Annotated in this window: 18 protein-coding genes and 2 tRNA genes; 13 read left to right on the top strand and 7 right to left on the bottom strand. The window is 68.0% G+C overall.

Going from position 1 to position 17,807, the window contains the following annotated elements; translation table 11 throughout:
* Positions 1-95: 95 nt before the first annotated feature.
* Positions 96-341: a helix-turn-helix domain-containing protein gene (locus AB0O24_RS09465; protein ID WP_363374406.1), complete on the top strand. Its 246-nt coding sequence runs from the start codon at positions 96-98 to the stop codon at positions 339-341.
* A gap of 213 nt (positions 342-554) precedes the next feature.
* On the opposite strand, the gene AB0O24_RS09460 is transcribed toward AB0O24_RS09465, so the two are convergent.
* Complete coding sequence (locus AB0O24_RS09460) at positions 555-1,160, bottom strand: hypothetical protein (RefSeq protein WP_363374394.1); 606 nt, start codon at positions 1,158-1,160, stop codon at positions 555-557.
* A gap of 130 nt (positions 1,161-1,290) precedes the next feature.
* Positions 1,291-1,617 carry a site-specific integrase gene (locus tag AB0O24_RS09455; protein ID WP_363374391.1) on the bottom strand — a complete coding sequence of 109 codons (327 nt, stop codon included), beginning with the start codon at positions 1,615-1,617 and terminating at the stop codon, positions 1,291-1,293.
* A 130-nt stretch (positions 1,618-1,747) separates the two neighbouring features.
* Between AB0O24_RS09455 and AB0O24_RS09450 the strand changes: the two genes are divergently transcribed.
* The 9 genes from AB0O24_RS09450 to AB0O24_RS09410 all read left to right on the top strand — a co-directional run bounded on the left by AB0O24_RS09450 (position 1,748) and on the right by AB0O24_RS09410 (position 9,454).
* On the top strand, positions 1,748-2,056 hold the full coding sequence (locus AB0O24_RS09450) for a hypothetical protein (protein WP_363374388.1): 309 nt from the start codon (positions 1,748-1,750) through the stop codon (positions 2,054-2,056).
* 4 nt (positions 2,057-2,060) lie between these two features.
* Positions 2,061-2,345, top strand: coding sequence for a hypothetical protein (locus AB0O24_RS09445; RefSeq protein ID WP_363374386.1), 285 nt, complete (start codon positions 2,061-2,063; stop codon positions 2,343-2,345).
* Positions 2,346-2,669: 324 nt separating this feature from the next.
* Entirely contained in the window at positions 2,670-3,332 is a 663-nt protein-coding gene (locus AB0O24_RS09440; protein WP_363374383.1) for an MT-A70 family methyltransferase, read from the top strand.
* A gap of 50 nt (positions 3,333-3,382) precedes the next feature.
* Positions 3,383-3,577: a hypothetical protein gene (locus AB0O24_RS09435; protein WP_363374381.1), complete on the top strand. Its 195-nt coding sequence runs from the start codon at positions 3,383-3,385 to the stop codon at positions 3,575-3,577.
* 13 nt (positions 3,578-3,590) lie between these two features.
* Positions 3,591-3,851 carry a hypothetical protein gene (locus AB0O24_RS09430; RefSeq protein WP_363374379.1) on the top strand — a complete coding sequence of 87 codons (261 nt, stop codon included), beginning with the start codon at positions 3,591-3,593 and terminating at the stop codon, positions 3,849-3,851.
* A complete protein-coding gene (locus AB0O24_RS09425; protein ID WP_363374377.1) occupies positions 3,844-6,021 on the top strand; it encodes a hypothetical protein in 2,178 nt (725 codons plus the stop codon). Before AB0O24_RS09430 ends, AB0O24_RS09425 begins: the two co-directional genes overlap by 8 nt.
* Before the next feature lie 217 nt (positions 6,022-6,238).
* Positions 6,239-7,096 (top strand): replication-relaxation family protein, encoded by an 858-nt coding sequence (locus AB0O24_RS09420; protein ID WP_363374374.1) that lies wholly within the window; start codon positions 6,239-6,241, stop codon positions 7,094-7,096.
* Complete coding sequence (locus tag AB0O24_RS09415) at positions 7,093-7,536, top strand: hypothetical protein (protein ID WP_363374371.1); 444 nt, start codon at positions 7,093-7,095, stop codon at positions 7,534-7,536. Before AB0O24_RS09420 ends, AB0O24_RS09415 begins: the two co-directional genes overlap by 4 nt.
* Before the next feature lie 127 nt (positions 7,537-7,663).
* On the top strand, positions 7,664-9,454 hold the full coding sequence (locus tag AB0O24_RS09410; RefSeq protein ID WP_363374403.1) for a recombinase family protein: 1,791 nt from the start codon (positions 7,664-7,666) through the stop codon (positions 9,452-9,454).
* On the opposite strand, the gene AB0O24_RS09405 is transcribed toward AB0O24_RS09410, so the two are convergent.
* From AB0O24_RS09405 to AB0O24_RS09390, 4 genes are all read right to left on the bottom strand, one after another.
* Positions 9,411-9,487, bottom strand: a tRNA-Met gene (locus tag AB0O24_RS09405). The two genes, AB0O24_RS09410 and AB0O24_RS09405, sit on opposite strands and share 44 nt — an antisense overlap.
* Before the next feature lie 33 nt (positions 9,488-9,520).
* Positions 9,521-9,592 (bottom strand) — tRNA-Thr (locus AB0O24_RS09400).
* 64 nt (positions 9,593-9,656) lie between these two features.
* Positions 9,657-11,174, bottom strand: coding sequence for a peptidoglycan DD-metalloendopeptidase family protein (locus AB0O24_RS09395; RefSeq protein WP_275799399.1), 1,518 nt, complete (start codon positions 11,172-11,174; stop codon positions 9,657-9,659).
* 213 nt (positions 11,175-11,387) lie between these two features.
* A complete protein-coding gene (locus tag AB0O24_RS09390) occupies positions 11,388-12,188 on the bottom strand; it encodes an inositol monophosphatase family protein (protein ID WP_275799398.1) in 801 nt (266 codons plus the stop codon).
* Positions 12,189-12,249: 61 nt separating this feature from the next.
* Here AB0O24_RS09390 and AB0O24_RS09385 point away from each other — a divergent pair, with 61 nt between their 5' ends.
* Positions 12,250-13,830 carry an NAD(P)/FAD-dependent oxidoreductase gene (locus AB0O24_RS09385; protein ID WP_363374368.1) on the top strand — a complete coding sequence of 527 codons (1,581 nt, stop codon included), beginning with the start codon at positions 12,250-12,252 and terminating at the stop codon, positions 13,828-13,830.
* A gap of 235 nt (positions 13,831-14,065) precedes the next feature.
* Complete coding sequence (locus AB0O24_RS09380; RefSeq protein ID WP_363374366.1) at positions 14,066-15,517, top strand: DUF222 domain-containing protein; 1,452 nt, start codon at positions 14,066-14,068, stop codon at positions 15,515-15,517.
* Positions 15,518-15,579: 62 nt separating this feature from the next.
* Here the strand turns inward: AB0O24_RS09380 and AB0O24_RS09375 are convergent, their stop codons facing one another.
* On the bottom strand, positions 15,580-17,013 hold the full coding sequence (locus AB0O24_RS09375; RefSeq protein WP_363374363.1) for a PLP-dependent aminotransferase family protein: 1,434 nt from the start codon (positions 17,011-17,013) through the stop codon (positions 15,580-15,582).
* 81 nt (positions 17,014-17,094) lie between these two features.
* Between AB0O24_RS09375 and AB0O24_RS09370 the strand changes: the two genes are divergently transcribed.
* Entirely contained in the window at positions 17,095-17,769 is a 675-nt protein-coding gene (locus AB0O24_RS09370; protein ID WP_363374360.1) for a pyridoxamine 5'-phosphate oxidase family protein, read from the top strand.
* Positions 17,770-17,807 lie beyond the last annotated feature (38 nt).

Here is a 17,807-nt window from a genome sequence, read left to right as displayed (position 1 = left end):
CCTCGAACAACTCTCCCTCGTCTACCCCGAACGCATCCACCGCTACCTCTAACCCCCGAGACACCACCCACTTACACACACAACTTGACAGGCTCGTGTCCGTCCCCGAACCTGACCTCACCCAGCTCCGCGTGATCTTCAACCGCTACCGCGAGCAGTCAGGGATGACATTTGAGCAGCTAGCCGAACACTCTGGGATCAGTAGGCAAACGCTTCTGAACATCTCGTCTGGCAAGTACAACGGGGACCTCAGGACATGGTTGAAGCTCTCGCGGTCTTTCGGCGAAGAAGTTGATCGACTATTGGATGACGTTTGGCCACAAGAACCAAGCGCTAACTGATCGAGGGCGTAGCTCGCCTTCTCCCGGCCGCCGTGGGCAACATTCGGCGTACCAGGCGGTGAATACATTTCGAGTCCAGCACGGCGTGCGGGCTGACGATGATGCAGACCAACTTGCTTGGCACGTCGCGCGTCCGACTCCGCGCTCACGTCGCACTACTCACATCACGCGAATCAGCCGCGGATACAACGCAAGCCCAGCCAACATCGCGAGCTAACGAAGCGCCAGAAGCGCACCGGCAATCTTGTCCTCCAGCCGACCGTAGGATCCCGATGAATGGAGGTGATCTCCTTCGAGGTAGATCTCCGCATCGTTCGTGTACTCGGTACTCGCGGGTCGGATGACCGGCTGTAGGGGCGTCAGTGCGATCCTCTCGTACCTAGGACCGTCAAGTTCGTTTCGCGACCAGGTCCGGGACGGGTGAATGTCTCGTACGCCCAACTCCGCAGCAGCCTCGGACACGAAAACCTCCCAACCCTCCGGGGGTGAATAAGACTGCGGGAACCAAGTTGTAGGAGTGTATGCGCTGAGCATGCCGTCGTCGCTGAGAAAGAATTCGCCGAGCATCCAACCTCCCACCTCGTGCACGATCCCGTACGGCCAGGACCAGTCGCTCGTGGGAGCAACCGTGACAAAGGAGAGCCCTGACTTCGGTCGAGGGTTCGCGCGTAGCCAATCAGACGCTGCTGTCGCGAGCGTGTCGATCCTTTTGCGTATGTCCGCGAGTACCACCGCGTCGGCGGCCGCCTGTCGCACCTCAGCCTCAGCTTGCGTGGACGACTGCTCTCGAATCCTGTCCATTGCCTCGCCCAGACCCATGCCCGCCCCCAAATCGCAGTCGACACCACATTTGGCAATCAGTTTCCTAGACGCGCACTGACGTTAGCAACTGTTCGCTAGTCATCAGGATGGGCCTACATAGAGCCTGAATCGACCTGGCTCTCGTTCCTCACACCCGACGCCGGTCTTCGAGGTGCCCTTCTTCCAGGAGGCGCCGAAAAACGAGTGAGCGTCTGCGTATCGTGCTCTCGCTGTATCCTCGCCGGCGTAGCAACGCCACGTACTGCTTCTTATCCTTGTCGGTAAGCGCGAGCACGTCCTTGTCGCGCTCCACCGCCCACTCAAACCAATCCTGCAAGTCTGCCCAATAAGCACGGGCGGTGTTGTAGCCGTAGTTGACCAGCAGCGCCTCGCGCCGGTCGGCGAACTCTTGCCACCGTTCCGGGATCTCTGGAGCGAACGGCATCGAGTCGTCCGGATACCGCTCGCCTGCCATGCCCTCAGAGTAGCACTGGGTGTTATCACGCTTATGCTTTATCCCAGGTCAACGGCGCTTTTAAGCTCACCTTCGTCACCACTTCGGTGGCCCTGGTCTCAGGATCAGGTCAGACGAAAGGAGTCGTCTCATGTTTGAGACGAAGAAAGAGCTGGCACCGCTCGGCGGTGCCTTCAGCTCCACCGGGTTGGCTCAGATGGGCGCTGGTATGCAGCGTCAGACAAGCCGCGAGGTGGAGCGTGTGCAGGGCCAGGCGATCGTGGCGGAGGTGCACGAGCAGGCCCGCGGCTTCATCGCGCACACGATGCTGCAGAACGTCGGTGCGCTGACGTCGCTGGAGCAGCACCTGATCCAGGTCGCCCCGCTCGGCGAAGCCCGCTACAAGCACATCGTGGACGCCTACGCCATGGGCGCCGCCGCGAAGCTGACGCGCTGGTGACTCCGTGTCGCTCATCGCTGTGTTCGGTGTCTGGCTCGCGGTCATCCTTGGGGCGTGCGCGGTGGCCGTCGTGATCGAGCGCGGTGTCCTCGGCCGCGTCGAGGACTGGCACCGCCGCCGCCAGGATCGCAAGCGCGCCCGTATCGAGGCGGAGCTCGACCGTACCCAGGCCGAGCTCCGCCAGACGATCCTCCAGCTCGCCGCCGCCTTGAACGGCGACGCGCTGGAGGCCCGCAAGGCCCTGATCCGCGAGTCGTACCTGGCCCGCGGCGAGGTGCCGAAGGAGTAGATCCCCAAGGCCGGCCGGGGCGGCGACATCACAAACGTGTGCGTGGATTGCACCGCCCCGGCCCTCCTCCTCGCCGCCCGCGCCGACCCACGGCGCGGGCGGCGTTCACGTCCTGTGGATGAGGGCGTGTGCTTTGTGCAACACGCTCACGGTTATCCACACCCCCACCTCTGACACGCCGTCACGGGGCCGTCGCCTGTCGCGATCGGACGGTTGCTGAAACGCAGCTGAGAGCGCATAACCAGGGGGCAGCCCCGCACGGCCTCTCATACTCGGCCGTCATTCCCAGCGGGTAAAGACCGCTGCGGGAAGGAGCACATTCTCATGCACACCACCAACACCAACACGACACCCGCGTCGACGGACACCGACGGCATCGCCGCGGTGACCCCGGGCTGCCTGGCCCAGTACAAGACGATCCTCGTCGACCCGCCCTGGCCGACCGGCCAGCAGGGCAAGTACGGCGCGGAGCACCATTACAGCCTGATGACCCTTGAGCGCATCAAGGCGATGCCGGTCGGCGACCTCGCCGCCGACAACGCCCACCTCTACCTCTGGTGCTACCCGGCCACCCGCTACATCGCGGAGGACACCATGCGCGCCTGGGGGTTCGAGTTCAAGGATGAGTTCGTCTGGGGCAAAGACCAGATGGGCCTCGGCCAGTACTTCCGCCACGCCCACGAGACGCTGCTGCTCGGTGTAAAGGGGAAGCTGCCGGTGAAGTTCCGCGGGCAGCGGTCGTTCGCGATGCTGCCCCGCCAGGACCACTCTCACAAGCCGGAGGAGTGCCACGTCATGATCCAGCGCCTCAGCCCCGGCCCCTACCTGGAGCTCTTCGCCCGTCGCCCGATGCCGGGCTGGGACGTCTGGGGCAACCAGGTGACCGCAACGATCTCGATCCCGGGCTACCCCGTGCCCAGCGACATCAAGAAGGCCAAGGGCTCCAGCGGCACCGTCGTCATCGACGAGGAGGCCGCCGATGCCTAGCCACGTCGGCCTCCTCCGCCGTCTTTCTCGTCTCTTGAATGGAGTGCTTCATGTCCTCTTCCGACCGTGGCCCGCTGGAGGCGGCGAAGGCCTTCGCCTGGACCGTGTTCCTCGTCGCCCTGCTGCTCTCCGGAGCCGTCTGGCTCATCCAGCAGGTCTGGTTCTGGCTGCTCGTCATCCTCGCCGTCGTTCTGCTCGTCGTCGGGCTGGTGTGGTGGTGGCGCGTGCGCCGCGACCGGTGGTGAAGGAGACCCGCCGATGAGCCGCTCATCGTCTCCGAAGCGTGGTCGGGGACGTCCGCGCCGCGAGTACCGCATCCGTGTCCGCGGCGAACGCCGTGCACAGCCGGACTACGACAAGCTGGCCCGTGCCCTCCTCGAGCACGCCGCCATGGAAGAAGCCAAGCGCCGCACCAACCTCACCGACACGACCGACAGCACGGCCACGACGGGCGCCAAGATCGACGGCGGCGACACCCCGTCGACCGACAACTCTGACGACGGGGACGCCGATGACTGACTCCTGGCGTCAGCTGCATTGGCCGCGCCCCTTCGACGCGGCCAATGCCCTGGGGTTCCTGGAGACCCTGGCAGCGGATGAGTCCCGTGGGCCGGTCGTGTTCGAGGCCCGCGCCGAGGGCGGTGCCATCCGTCACCTCATGGGTGGGCACCGCACCACGCTCTCCGGCATAAGTAGCAGCCTGCGGCGTCTCCTTCCCGGCGTCGCCGTCACCGACCTCGACGGCGACCGGGTGCCGGTGGAGCGGGCGGGGCGCGTGCGGATTCGCCAGCGGAACCTCGGACTTAGCCTCGACACCACCGGTACTGCCCTCCGTGCCCTCTACGCCGCACTTTCCGGCGCGGTGGGGAAGGGGGACGTGTTGGTGCTGCAGGTCATCCTCGGTGCCAGCGTCCCGCCCCAGCCGTTGCCGGTCTCGACGCCGGATCCGAACCTCAGTCTGTTCGGCCTCATCACGAAAGGCAGCCGTCCCGCGCCGCTGGAGATCCGGGCGGATCTGCGCGACAAGCTCGCCCAGTACCGGTTCCGCGCCACGATCCGCATCGGCGTCACCGCCTCGAGCCCCGTCCGCCGCCGCCTCCTCGTCCACGCCGTCCTCGCCGCCCTCCGCCAACTCCAGACCGGCTCGACCCGCATCGACCTCGTCTCCGACCGCCCCGAACTGGTCGACGACGCCGTCATCCCGGCGAAAAAGCCGCTGCGCCTCACCGCCGCCGAAGCCCTCTGCCTCGTCGGCTGGCCCACTGGCGACACCGCACTCCCCGGCATGCCCCCGATCTACCCGCGGCTGGTCGCCCCGCCTACGGGCTACAAACCGAGCAAGGAACGGGTGTTCGCGCGCACCAGTGCCCCCGGCCCGAGCGTCCCTGTCGGTATCTCGATGAAGGATGCGGTTCGCCACAGCCACGTCATGGGACCCAACGGCGTCGGCAAGAGCACCGTCCTGCTCAATCTCATCGCCGCCGACATTGCCGCGGGCCGCAGCGTGGTCGTCATCGACGCCAAACGCGACCTCGCCATGGATGTCCTCACCGTCATCCCGGAGTCCCGCGCAGGCGACGTCGTCGTCCTCGACCCGATCAGCCCCGACCCGGTTGGCCTCAATCCCTTCGCCGGGGCAGGCGACCAAGCCCCGCTTGTCGCTGACCGCCTCCTCGCTGTCTTCCGCGGCCTCTTCCCCTCGGCCTTCGGGCCGCGTACCAGCGACGCCGTTCATGCGTCGCTCCTGACGCTCGCGGGGAAAGAGGGTTCGACGCTGGCAGACTTGCCGCGCCTGCTGACCGATGACCCGTATCGGCGCAGTTTCACGAAGACCATCACTGATCCGTCGCTGGTGGAGTTCTGGGAACAGTACGACGCGATGAGCGCCGGAACGCGTTCCGCCATGATCGGCCCCGTCCTCACCCGGCTCCGCCAGTTCCTCCTTCGCCCCTCCATCCGGGCCGTGCTGGATCAGGCCGCGCCGCGCTTCGACCTCCGCGACCTGTTCGAGAAGCCCCGCGTCCTCGTCGTCCCCCTCAACCGGGGGCTCTTGGGACCGGTCGCCGCCGAGCTGGTCGGGTCGCTGCTCGTGAGCCAGCTCTGGCAGCTCACCCTCGCCCGGGCGGGGGTGCCGAAGGAGCAGCGCCGCCCGGTGTCGATCTACCTCGACGAAGCACAGATGTTCGTGAACCACGAGTCGGACCTCGGTGAAGCGCTGGAGCAGTCCCGGTCGATGAATGTCGCCTGGCACCTGGCCCATCAGCACCGCGCCCAGATGCCCACAAGTCTGCTCGCCGGTATCGCCGCCAACGCCCGGAACAAGATCCAGTTCCAAGCCGACCCGGCCGACGCCGCTGCCGTCACGAAGCACTCCGCGCTCGCTCCGGAGGACGTCATGAAGCTCCCGCCGTACCACGTCTACGTCGACCTGATGTCGGGAGGAGTGCAGTCCGGCTGGTTTTCCGCCGTCACACTGCCACCGCCCGTCACCCTCTCCGACCCCCACGCCGTCCTCGCCGAGAGTCGCCTCCGCTACGGATCCCAGGTCAAGGAGCAAAACACGACCGCGACCGACTCGTCCGTCCCGACCTCAGAACAGGGTGACGTGAGCATCACCCTCGAGGGTGACGGAGCGGGTGACGAGGGTGACGTCGAGCCCATTGGGCGACGCCGAAAGGCCCGCCCATGACCACCGAACTCGACTACCGGAGAAGAGGGGAATGGTGTCCGGTCGCCCGTCCAGTCGCCCGTCCGGTCGCTGAAACTTCCACGCCCGGTTTCCCGCGTGTTTCCGCGACTCCCAGCCTTAGTTGGGAGCGGACTACTCCGCCCCTGGCGGAGTCGCAGGCCGCCCGCGAACTCGCCGGACGCCGCCCGCACCGCTCACAGCCAGAGAGGGGACGCCCATGACGATGCGCCTGCCCCGCACGGGAGCCGGACCGTCCCGACTGGTGGTGCTGCGGACCGAGCTGTCTGTCCGTGACGAGGAGATTCTGACGTTCCTGAACCGGCACCGGTATGCCACGACCACGCACCTGCGTGACGTGTTCTTCGCCGACCACGCCACCCTCACCGCCGGCACCCGCGCCTGCATCCGTGTCCTGCATCGACTCATGCACAACCGGCTCATCGCACGCCTCGAACGACGCGTCGGCGGCACCGCCCGCGGCTCCGCGGCCACCATCTGGTACCTGGACGCCGCCGGCGAACGCCTCACCCGACCCGAAGGGGCGAGGCGTCGCCGCTTCGCTTCCGTCTCCACGCCCTTCCTGGCGCACACCCTTGCCGTCGCCGATACGCACGTCGCCCTCGTCGCCCTCGCCCGCACCGGGGCGTTCCAGGTCGAGCGGGTGGACCTCGAGCCCGACACTTGGCGGTCGTTCCTGACCCGAGCGGGCACGGCCGGGATCCTCAAGCCCGACCTCTACATCCACCTCGCCACCCCGGACTACGACGACCACTGGTACCTCGAGATCGACCTCGGCACCGAGAGCATCCCCGTCCTGCTCGCCAAGTGCCGCACCTACGCCGCCTACAAGGCCACCGGCCGCGCCCAAGCCGAACACGAGGTGTTCCCGCGCGTGCTCTGGATCCTGCCCACAACGGCCCGCACAGCCCGCCTCCGTGCCGCCATCCACGCCACCCCGGACCTCGACAACCGGCTCTTCGCCTGCACCACCTCGGACGAGCTGCTGGGCGTCCTGGAAGACCCCGACAGCTCCAACGCACCCACAACAGACGATCACGAGAGGAGGACCCCATGACCCCAGAAACACCGCACCCAGAACGCGAACCGTCCTACTCCAACGGCAACGCCCCCTTCGGCCCCGAGTCAGCGGCATCGGTGGAGCGGTCGCTGTCCGTCCTGCGCGACCCCGACGACGAGCTGCGCATCCTCCAAGGGGTGAAGGAGAACGGTGCCGCTTTCGCCGCGTTCCTGCTGCTCGCCGACACCAACCTGGCCGACCCGGAGATCATCGACCGGTTCCACGAAAGCTACGCCGACGCCTGGGAGTACTTCGCCCAGTTCCGCCACGACGTCCTCGAAGGACTCGGCTGGCTGCAAGCACTGGAGAAAGTGATGAGTGAACAAGGCATCCCTGATGACCACCTCACCTGGAACCACGCCGCGATCGACAAGCAGATCCTCGACACTTACGACGTCGTCCACCTCGACGGCTGGTGGCACGTCTTCAACAAGTAGAACCACAGAGTTTTCCCCAGGTCAGTGATGCAAAAACTACGTCCCCATACATCTCGACTTAAGAGGTGAAGTGAGCGTAAATCAAGGAGCCACGTCCGCCCAGAAGGCGGGCAGAAAGGAGAGGCACATGAGCCAAAGCACAACAAATCGACGCCGGGCTTCGTTCTCCGGTTGGGAGCATCTGCTCGGGCTCGACGGGTCAGCCCCGCCTGAGTTTGATCTCGGCATCCAGGGGCAGGCGGTCCTGTACCTCCGCGTATCCACCCAGCGCCAGATGTTCACCGCGATCGACATCGATGCGGACGGAAATTCCATCGCCACACAGCGCGAGGCCTGCCTTGCACGAGCCAAGCGCGTGAAGGCACCGGTCGTCAAAGAGTTCGTCGAGCCCGGAAACTCCGCACAGACGATTGCCAAACGTCCGGTTTTCCGCGAACTCCTCCAGTACGTCGAAGAGCACCCCGAAGTCTCCTACGTCGTGATCTACATGCGCTCCCGCGCCTTCCGTAACTCTGGCGACGCCGCGATCACAAAACGCATCCTCGCAGGCATGGGCGTGAAGCTGATCTCCGCGAAGGAAGACTTCGGCGACGGCTACATGGCAGAAGCCATGGAAGCCGTCACCGACATCATGAACGAAGTCCAGGTTCGCCAGAGCGGGGAAGACATCAAACAGAAGCTGCTGAACAAGGCGAAGAACGGCGGCACCGTCGGCCGCGCGAAGCTCGGCTACATCAATGACCGCAAGGACTTCGACGGGCGTCTCGTCAACACAATCAGCCTCGACGAACAGCGCGCGCCGCTCATCCGCTGGGCCTTCGAGCAGTACGCGACCGGCGAGTACAGCACCACCAAGCTCGCGGCCCTGCTTGCCGAGCAGGGACTCACGACCCGCAAGTCAAGCAAGTGGCCCGAGCGGCCGTTGTCACGCAGTCAGCTTGGCCAGATCCTCCGCGATCCGTACTACCTCGGCATGGTCACCTTCAAAGGACACGTCTACCCAGGCCGCCACGAAGCACTCATCACCCCGGACCTCTTCAACCGCGTCCAACAGGTCATCGACGCTCGAGTGAAGAGGGGACAGCGTGATCGCGTCCACAATCACTTTGCCCGCGGCATGCTGCACTGCGGCCGCTGCCACGACGTCGGACGCGAACACCGCCTCATCTTCGCCGAAGCCAAGAACCACGCGGACCAGATCTACGAGTACTTCCTCTGCCGAGGACGCCAGGACGGCCTCTGCGATCTGCCGTACCTCCCGACAGCGGAACTGGAACGTGCGCTCACCCGCGAGTTCGCCAGCCTCCGTCTCTCCCCCGACGCCATCGACGAAGCCAAAGGGGAAGTGCAGGCAGCACTGAACCACGTCCTCTCCCGTCACGCCGACCAACGCGCACGCTTGCAGAAGGAGCTCAAGAAGCTTGATGTCCAGGAAGAGCGCCTCGTCGACCTCGCCGCCGATGGAGCACTCGCCACCCACAAACTCCGAACCCGACTCCGCGACCTGCAGATCAAGAAGCATGAAGTCCGCACGAGCCTCGACACCACGACCGAGTCCCTCCAGCAGCACACTGAGATGGTGCTCAGCTACCTCGACCTCATGGCCCGACCTGACGCCCTCTTCACGGCAGCAACGGGTGCCGTCAAGCGCAAGCTCCTCGCGGCCTTCTTCTCCCGCATCTGGGTCGACGACGACGGCCACCGGCCCAATGTCGCCAAGGAGTTCCAGCCCCTCGTCGCCGACATCCGGGATGCGGTACTCAACAGCCCCGGCACCCCCGTCAACATAAAAAGCGCCGGAGAGAACTCCGACGCTTCTGATTCCGAACGCCTAGACCATTATCTCAAGGTCATTTGTTCGAGTAAAACTAGTTTGGTAGCGGGAGCGGGGCTTGAACCCGCGACCTCACGATTATGAGTCGTGCGCTCTCACCAACTGAGCTACCCCGCCGCACGGCATCCGGTGTTCGAAAGTGATGCCTTGAGCCCCGAGTCAGGATTGAACTGACGACCCCTTCCTTACCATGGAAGTGCTCTGCCACTGAGCTATCGGGGCGTACCCGGATCTCTCCGGGCAACTAGAAGAGGATATCAGAGCCGAGGCCCGATCCCCCAATCGGTCAGCCTCCCGCGTGCTGCCGCAGCCACGCGATCGGGTCGATCGGCGTGGTGCCGTTCTGAAGGATCTCGACGTGCGTGTGAGCACCGAACGAGCGACCGGTGTTGCCGGTGCGTCCGAGGAACTGTCCGACGTGCACGTGCTCGCCCGGGGTCACCTGCAGCGAGCCGTACTGCATGTGTCCGTAGCGGCTCGAGACGAGCTGACCGTCGATCTCGTGGTCGATCAGCACGGTGACGCCGAAGGCCCCGCCCTGCTCGGTCGCGATGCGGACGGTGCCGTCGGCGATCGCCTGCACGGGGGCACCCTCGCCGGGCACGAAGTCGGCGCCCTCGTGGAAGCCGCCGTCGCGCATGCCGAAGCCGTACGAGATCGACACGCCGACCGCGAAGGGCCACTGGATGGGCGAGTTCGGGTTGTTGACGTAGAAGTTCGAGGGGTACTTGATGCCCGAGTCGATGGCCATCTGCGCGTAGGTCGATGCCTGGTAGCCGTCATCGGCGCGGTCGACGACGGCGGCCTGCGACTCCGCGGGGGCCACGTACGCCTGGATGGCCTGGCTGTCGCCGACGTCTCCACCCGACGTGTCACCGGCGGCGAGCGTGACGGTCGCGGGCTGCGTGGTGTCGGGCGCCGTGACGCTCGAGGTGCCGCTGGCCGAAGCCAGCGCGCTCACGGGCATGGTCATGCCGACGGTCATCAGGCCGACGAGACCCATGACACCGACCGAGAACGACGCGGCCGCGATGCGGCGGCCATTGCGTCGCGTGCGGGGAGCCGCGGCGACGGGGAGCCCCTGAGTGACGGGCTGGGTGGGGGCGGCGACCTTGGGGGCCGACTGCACGGGGGTCTCGCCGGTGAAAGCGAAGAGGCGGGCGGCCGCCTCGAATTCGTCGACGACGTCGCTGTCAGCGGGCGCGGCCGCGGCCGGACCGAAAGAAGCGCCCGTGGGCGCGTCCTGCGCGGGCTTCGCGGCCTCGGGCTTCACAGTCTGGGGCTGCGGCTCCGACGCCTCGGTGTCCGCGATCTCCGCGGGGGCCACGAGTCGACGACGGGTCCGCCGCGTGGCGGGAAGAGTGATGGGAGAGGTCGGCAGCGTGACCGGGGTGGTCGCGGTCGCGGGCTCGGCGCTCTGCAGGATGACCGCGATGTCGCCCTCGTCGGACTGGCGCTCGTCGACGACGGTGACCGACAGGGCATCGGCGTCGACGGAGGAGGACTCGGATGCCAGGACCTCGACGCCGGCCTCGGAGGAACGCTGCTCGGAAGCCGGAGTCGCCTCGGCCGCGCGGCTCAACCGTCGGCGGGGAGGAAGCGTGGGCTCGATCGTCGCGGCGATGACGGTCTCGACGACGGCCGCGGCAACCTGCTCGACCATGGCCGACTGGGCGGCCACCTCGGCATCGACCGGAGCGGGCTCGCTCGGGGTGGCGGCATCCGGAGTCGACTCGTCCAGGGCGGCGGGGGCGGTGCGGCGGCGCATCTCGGCCCGCGTGAGCTGCGGGGTCGAGGCGGGCACGGCGGTGGGTCGACTGGATCGCCGGGTGCGGGCGGGCTCAGTCTCTGGGGCTTCTGACGGCAACGCGCGATGGCTCTCGTGTCGTGTCGCGGGCGCGACGGCTTCGGGCTTTCGGGGCTTCTGCCATTTCCGCTTGTTCGGGTCGCGAAAATAACGATCGGGTAAACAGACTAACCCGACGGGACTGGGAATGTCATGAGCGCGGCCCCGATCTCACCTGTCGTAGTCGAGGAGTTCCTCCAGGCGCGGGAAGAACGCGGGCCCCGCGGCGATGACCATTCCCTTGCCCGGACGGCCCCCGGGAGCGCCCCCGAGCATGCCACCCGCTTCCTCGACGAGGAGCGCCCCCGCCGCGTGATCCCAGGGGTTGGTGCCCTTCTCGTAATAGGCATCCATTCGTCCGGCGGCGACCGAGGCGAGGTCGAGCGAGGCCGCCCCGATGCGGCGGACGTCGCGCGCGATGGGCATGACCCGGCCGAGCTGAGCAAGAGTGGGCGGGTGCGTGGCGGGGTCGTATCCGAAGCCGGTGGCGACGAGGCCCCCGGCCTCGCCCACATCGTTCGTCACCGCGAGACGCGTGTCACCGAGCCAGGCGCCCCCACCGCGCGAGGCGCGGAACATCTCGCCGGTCAGGGGGTTGTAGACCGCACCGGCGAGCGCGACCCACTCGGCCGGATCCGCGGGGCCCTCGACGGCGGCGATGCTGACCGCCCACGCCGGGATACCGTAGGCGTAGTTGACGGTGCCATCGATCGGGTCGACGACCCACGTGACGCCGGTGGCGCTCTCGGTGGCCGCGGACTCCTCGCCGAAGAACCCGTCCCCCGGACGCACGCGCTCCAGCTCGGCGCGCACGAACGCCTCGACCTCGCGATCGGCGGCGGTGACGATGTCGGCGGCGGCCGATTTGGTCGCGGCGACCGTCACTCCTTCTTCTCGGCGGCGACGTGCGAGGTCACCGGCCTCTCGGGCAATGCGCGTGGCGATGTCGAGTAGTTCCGCAGCGAGGGTCATGGCATCCACGCTACTGCGCCACCCCCTCGGCCGAATCCGCCGCCGTCGTTAGCGTGGGGGCATGACCGCTTCGGAAACTCGCCGGTACGACGTCGTCATCGTGGGAGGAGGGCACAATGCCCTCGTTGCCGCGGCCTACCTCGCCCGGGCAGGGCGGTCGGTGGTGGTTCTCGAACGAACGGATGCCGTGGGCGGCGCCGCCGTGTCGGAACGGCCGTGGGCGGGGGTCGATGCACGCCTGTCGAGGTACTCGTACCTGGTCAGTCTGCTGCCGCGGAAGATCATCGACGATCTCGGCCTGCGGATCGACCTACGGCGTCGGCGGTACTCGTCGTACACGCCGGATCCGGCTGATCCATCGCGCGGGATCCTGATCGACACCCAGGATGCCGAGGCCACCGCCGCCTCGTTCACCCGAACGCTCGGTGATGCCGGCGACGCCGAGAGGTACGCGGCGTTCGGGGAGCGTCTGGCGCCGCTGGCGCGCGCGGTCTTCCCGACCATGACGGAGCCGCTGCCGACCGAGGACGAGGTTCGGGACCGCGTGGGTGACGACGAGCTGTGGTCGGCGCTGACCTCGCGTCCGCTCGGCGACCTGCTGCGCTCGTCGTTCGAGAGCGACCTCGTTCGCGGGATCGCGCTGACCGACGGACTCATCGGGACCTTCGCGTCGTCGGACGATCCGTCGCTCGCGCAGAACCGGTGCTTCCTCTATCACGTGATCGGCGGCGAGACCGGGCACTGGGACGTCCCCGTGGGCGGGATGGGCGCCGTCACGGCCGAGCTCGAGCGGGTCGCGCGCGAAGCCGGGGCCGAGATCCTCACGGGCATCGACGTCGTGTCGGTCTCCCCCGACGGAGAAGTGCACGGTGTGACCGATCGACCCGAGGTCTTCTACGGCTCGCTCGTGCTCAGCGGCGTCGGGGAAGCGGTGCTCGCGCGGCTCCTGACGGCCGGCGGGACACCGACCTCGGTCGACGAGCCGGAGGGAGCACAGGTGAAAGTCAACATGCTGCTCTCGCGGCTCCCCCGACTTCGCGACCGCTCCGTCTCACCCGAGGCGGCGTTTGCGGGCACGTTCCACGTCAACGAGACCATGACGCAGCTCGACTCGGCCTTCGTCGCGGCGACGGGCGGGATGCTGCCGGATCCGCTTCCCCTCGAGATCTACTGCCACTCGCTGACCGATCCGTCGATCCTCGGCGAGGAGTTGCGCGCGAGCGGAGCGCAGACGTTGACGCTCTTCGGGCTTCACGTGCCGCATCGCCTCATCGACGACACCGATCCCGTCGCGGCCGGCGCGCGCCTATTGGCGGCAGCGCAGCAATCCCTCGACGCGGTGCTCGACGAGCCGCTGCGGGACTGCATCCTGCGGGCGCCGGACGGGCGGTTGTGCATCGAGGCGCGCACCACCGCGGATCTCGAGGAATCGCTCAACATGGTCGGCGGGAACATCTTCCACGGCGGACTGTCGTGGCCGTGGCTTGCTGCGCCCGTTGCCACCCCGGCCGCGCGATGGGGCGTCGCGACGGCGCACTCGCGCGTGCTGCTGTGCGGGTCGAGCGCGCAGCGTGGCGGCGCGGTGAGCGGGATCGGGGGACAGAACGCGGCGATGGCGGCGTTGGAGATTCTCGAGGGGTGAACGCGGGTGGGGGGGCGCTGGGGGCCAGGTGTTTGCCGGGGGCGAGGCGTTCGGGGCAGGGGGTTTGCGAAGGCGCGGCGCTCGGGGCCAGACGTTGCGGAGGCGCGGCGCTCGGGGCCAGACGTTGCGGAGGCGCGGCGCTCGCGACCAGGTGTTTGCGGAGGGGCGGGTGAGATTGCGCGACCGCGGGGTGAGTTCTCTGAAGACATTCGAACATAGTTTCTAGAGTTGGTTCATGACCGATCTCCACGCTCCCACCTCCCCCACGGGGCCGAGTCCCGACGACGGCGACCGCCTCCGCGCGCTGGTCGCCGAGATCCGGGCGGTCACCGTCGATGTCGCGCGACTGCAGGCCACGCTGATCCGGCGGCGAGCAGAGGTCATGCAGATCGCACTCGCGGAGGTCGCCCGCTCAGGGTCGCGCGCCTCCCGAGAACGCGAGATGCCGATCCGTTCGGCGGCTCTCGAGATCGCGGTGGCCACGACGTCGCACGACCTGACCGTCCAGCGAGAGCTCGACGACGCGCACACGTTGACCGAGAAATTCAGCTCCACGGTCGATGCGCTCGAAGCGGGACGCATCACACTCCGACATGTTCAGGCGGTGCTCGAGACCGGGATCGTCATCGACGACGAAAAGACGAGGAGAGGGTGGGAGAAGGTCGTTCTCTCCCGCGCGGAGCGAGACTCCCCGGGGCGCGTACGGGCGTTTGCGCGTGAACTCGCGGAGAGCGTGCAGCCAGAGGGGATGACGGCGCGGCATGCCCGGGCCGCACGAGCGCGGGGCGTAAGCGTTCGCGACCTCGCAGACGGCATGGCCGAGCTGAGCGTCATCCTGTCCGCGACCGTGGCCTATGGCATCCGGGATCGTCTTCGCCGACGGGCCGCGGTGATCCGGGCGTCGAGCAGAGCGGTGGCCGGAGATGGCGGAACCGACGAGCTCGCGACGGGCGGGCTCCCCGGTGACACCGCGACAGCGGCCGATCGCGCGACCTCTTCACGGGCGGACACCCCGCGCGTTTCCCCTGACGAGCGGACGCTCGCGCAGATCGGGGCCGATCTCTGCGCCGACCTTCTCCTGACGGCCACTCCGACGATCGACCCGACGACCGAGGCGACGTGTCCCGGCGGCCTCGGCGCGATTCGCGCTCAGGTCCAGATCACTGTGCCCGTGCTGACGCTCCTCGGGCACACCGACGCGGGTGCGGCCGTCGCCGGGCGAAGCCCCATCGACCCGGAGTCGGCACGGCACCTCGCTGCCCACGCTCCGGGGTGGGATCGCGTCCTGTGCGACCCCGTCACGGGCACGGTGCTCGAGGTCGACCGTTACAGCCCGTCCGCCGCCCAGCGCCGCTACCTCGCTGCGCGCGACCAGCACTGTCGCGCTCCGGGGTGCCGTGCACCGCTGACCCGGTGCCAGCTCGATCACAATCACGAAGCACAGCACGGCGGCGCGACCACGCTGACGAACCTGTGCCACCTGTGCGTGCGGCATCACACCCTCAAGACCGAGACGGCGTGGAGCGTGACTCAGGAGCCGGACGGCACGCTTCGCTTCCGCAGTCCCCTCGGGCAGCGCACGACCGAGACTCCCCCGCCGCGGATCATGTTCCTCCCGGACTCAGACGGAGCGGGCGAGGGCCACACGACGGGGACGTCGACCCCGCCGGACAGGGCACCGTTCTGAACGAGAGCGACAACCTTGAACGGGCGTATCCGCAGCCGAAGTGAGAAGGTCTTGCCAGGCCGTCACCGCGCCTCTTCCCCTTCGTCGCCCGCGACATGTGCTCGGAGGACGTCGATCATCGCGCCGACCGCCTGCATCAACACGACGGTCGACGGCTCGGCGTACCCGAACACGAAACCCGCGGGAAGCGGCGCAGACGCAGCGCCCGCCGCATACCGCGACAGGGGTTCGACCCGCACACCGCGCTCAGCCACGCCGGCCACGATCGCGGGCTCCGCGTCGACTCCCTGCCCGGGGAGCAGGACCACCGCGTGCAGCCCGCCATCCGTTGCCACGAGCTGGACTCCCGGCACTCCTGCGAACGCCTCGAGCAACAGCTGCCGACGATGCCGGTAGTCGCGCCGCCGTCGGGCCGTATGGCGGGCGAGCGCCCCCTCGGCGAGGTACAGCGCGAGCGCATGCTGCTGCACGAGAGAGACCGGGAGATCGAGGTCCTCCCGTGTCGCGCGGATGCGCTCACCCATCGCCCCGGAGGCAACGACCCACCCGCACCGCAGCGCCGGCGCCAGGACCTTCGACATGCTGCCGATCAGCACCACGCGGGACGGATCCAGGAGCGCCAAGGGCGGCAGGGGTGCCCGCCCGTGCGGGAACTCGCTGTCGTAGTCGTCCTCGATGACGATCACGCCCTCGTCCGCGGCCCAGGCGAGAAGGATCGCCCGCTGCTCGGCATCCAGTCGGCTTCCCAGCGGATAGTGGTGATTCGGCGTCACGATCAGCGCGTCGAGATCGCGGTGCTGAGCGAGGGCGTCGAAATCGAGCCCGGATCCCACCCGTACGGGGACCGGCACCGCCTCGATGCCGAGCCGCCGAAGGACCATGCGCACGCGAGGGTAGCCCGGATCCTCGATGCCCACGCGAAGTCGCTCCCGACCGCGCTCGGATCCGAGCGCGAGCAGGGTCAGCAGCATCGCATCGCTGGTGCCGGCGGTGACGATGACGTCGTCCGCCGCGACCCCGAGACCGCGGGTGCGCCCGAGGTGCCTCGCGATCTCCGCGCGCAGGGCGGGGAACCCCTGCGCGTCGTCGACGTCCGACGCCGGGTCGAGGGCGGCCGCCCGCCGCCAGGCCGAGCGCCAGGCTGCGTCAGAGAGACCCTCGGTGCGGGGGCGGCCGGGACTGAGATCGACCTCATCGTCCGACGCGGCCGCGGGCACCACCGTCGGCGCGGGTCGCTCGGCCGAACGGGTTACAAGATCGGCGACCACCGTCCCTCCCCCCGGAGTGGCGAGAAGGTAGCCCTCGCCCGCGAGGATCTCATACGCCGCCACGACCGTTCCCCGGGCGACCCCCAGGTCGGCGGCGAGGGCTCGCGTGGAGGGCACCGGCTCTCCCCCGCTCACGCGCCCGTCCAGAACGGCGGCTCGCAAGCCGTGCGCGAGTTGCTCATGCAGGGGCACGGCGGAGCGCCGATCCAGGATGCCAAGGGAGATCACCGCGACAGTTTGCCACTGGTCCACGCGGAACGGCACGAATTGGTCTACGTACTAGACCAGTCGATCGAGTGAACTCGGAGAATGACCGACCTCCCTCTCACCGCCCAAACCCGCGTCCGCCGCGAATCCCACTACCAGGTCACCGATCGTGCGGCCCTGTACGACGTGATCGACGGCGCCCTCTCCGCCACCCTGGCTATCGTGCGCGACGATCGCCCCGTGGCGCTTCCGATCGGCATCGGCCGCGACGGGGACGACCTCCTCATCCACGGCTCGACGGGAAGCGACTTCTTCCGTCGCATCGCCGCCGGCGCGCCGGTGTGCGTGACGGTGACGCACCTCCTGGGCCTGAAGTACGCGCGCTCCCTCTTCGACAGCTCGATGCGATACCGGTGCGCGGTGGTGCACGGGGTGGCATCCGTGGTCCCCGCCGACGAGAAAGAGGCGGCGCTCCTGACGCTCTCGGAGCACCTCATGCCGGGGCGCGGCCTCGAGGTGCGACCGATGACGGGACGAGAACTGGCCGCGACCATGGTGCTGCGTATCCCGCTCGCCGTGGCCAGCGTCAAGGACAATGCCGGTTCGATGGTCGAGGAGGACGACGACGGTGAGGACCGCTCGGTGTGGGCCGGCACGCTACCGCTGCGGATGAGCGTGGGCGACCCCGTCACGTCGCCTCAGACGCGGCAGGGGACGCCCGTTCCGGCCTCGGTTCGACGTGCGGCCGAGCGGGTGACGGCCTCGGGCACGGCTTGAGCCACGTGACGGCACACGCCCGACGGCACACGCCCCGC

Source organism: Microbacterium sp. NPDC086615 (genome assembly GCF_040686055.1).
Taxonomy (GTDB): domain Bacteria; phylum Actinomycetota; class Actinomycetes; order Actinomycetales; family Microbacteriaceae; genus Microbacterium.
Note: the sequence above shows the minus strand (reverse complement) of the source record. Positions and strands in the feature narration are given on the sequence as shown.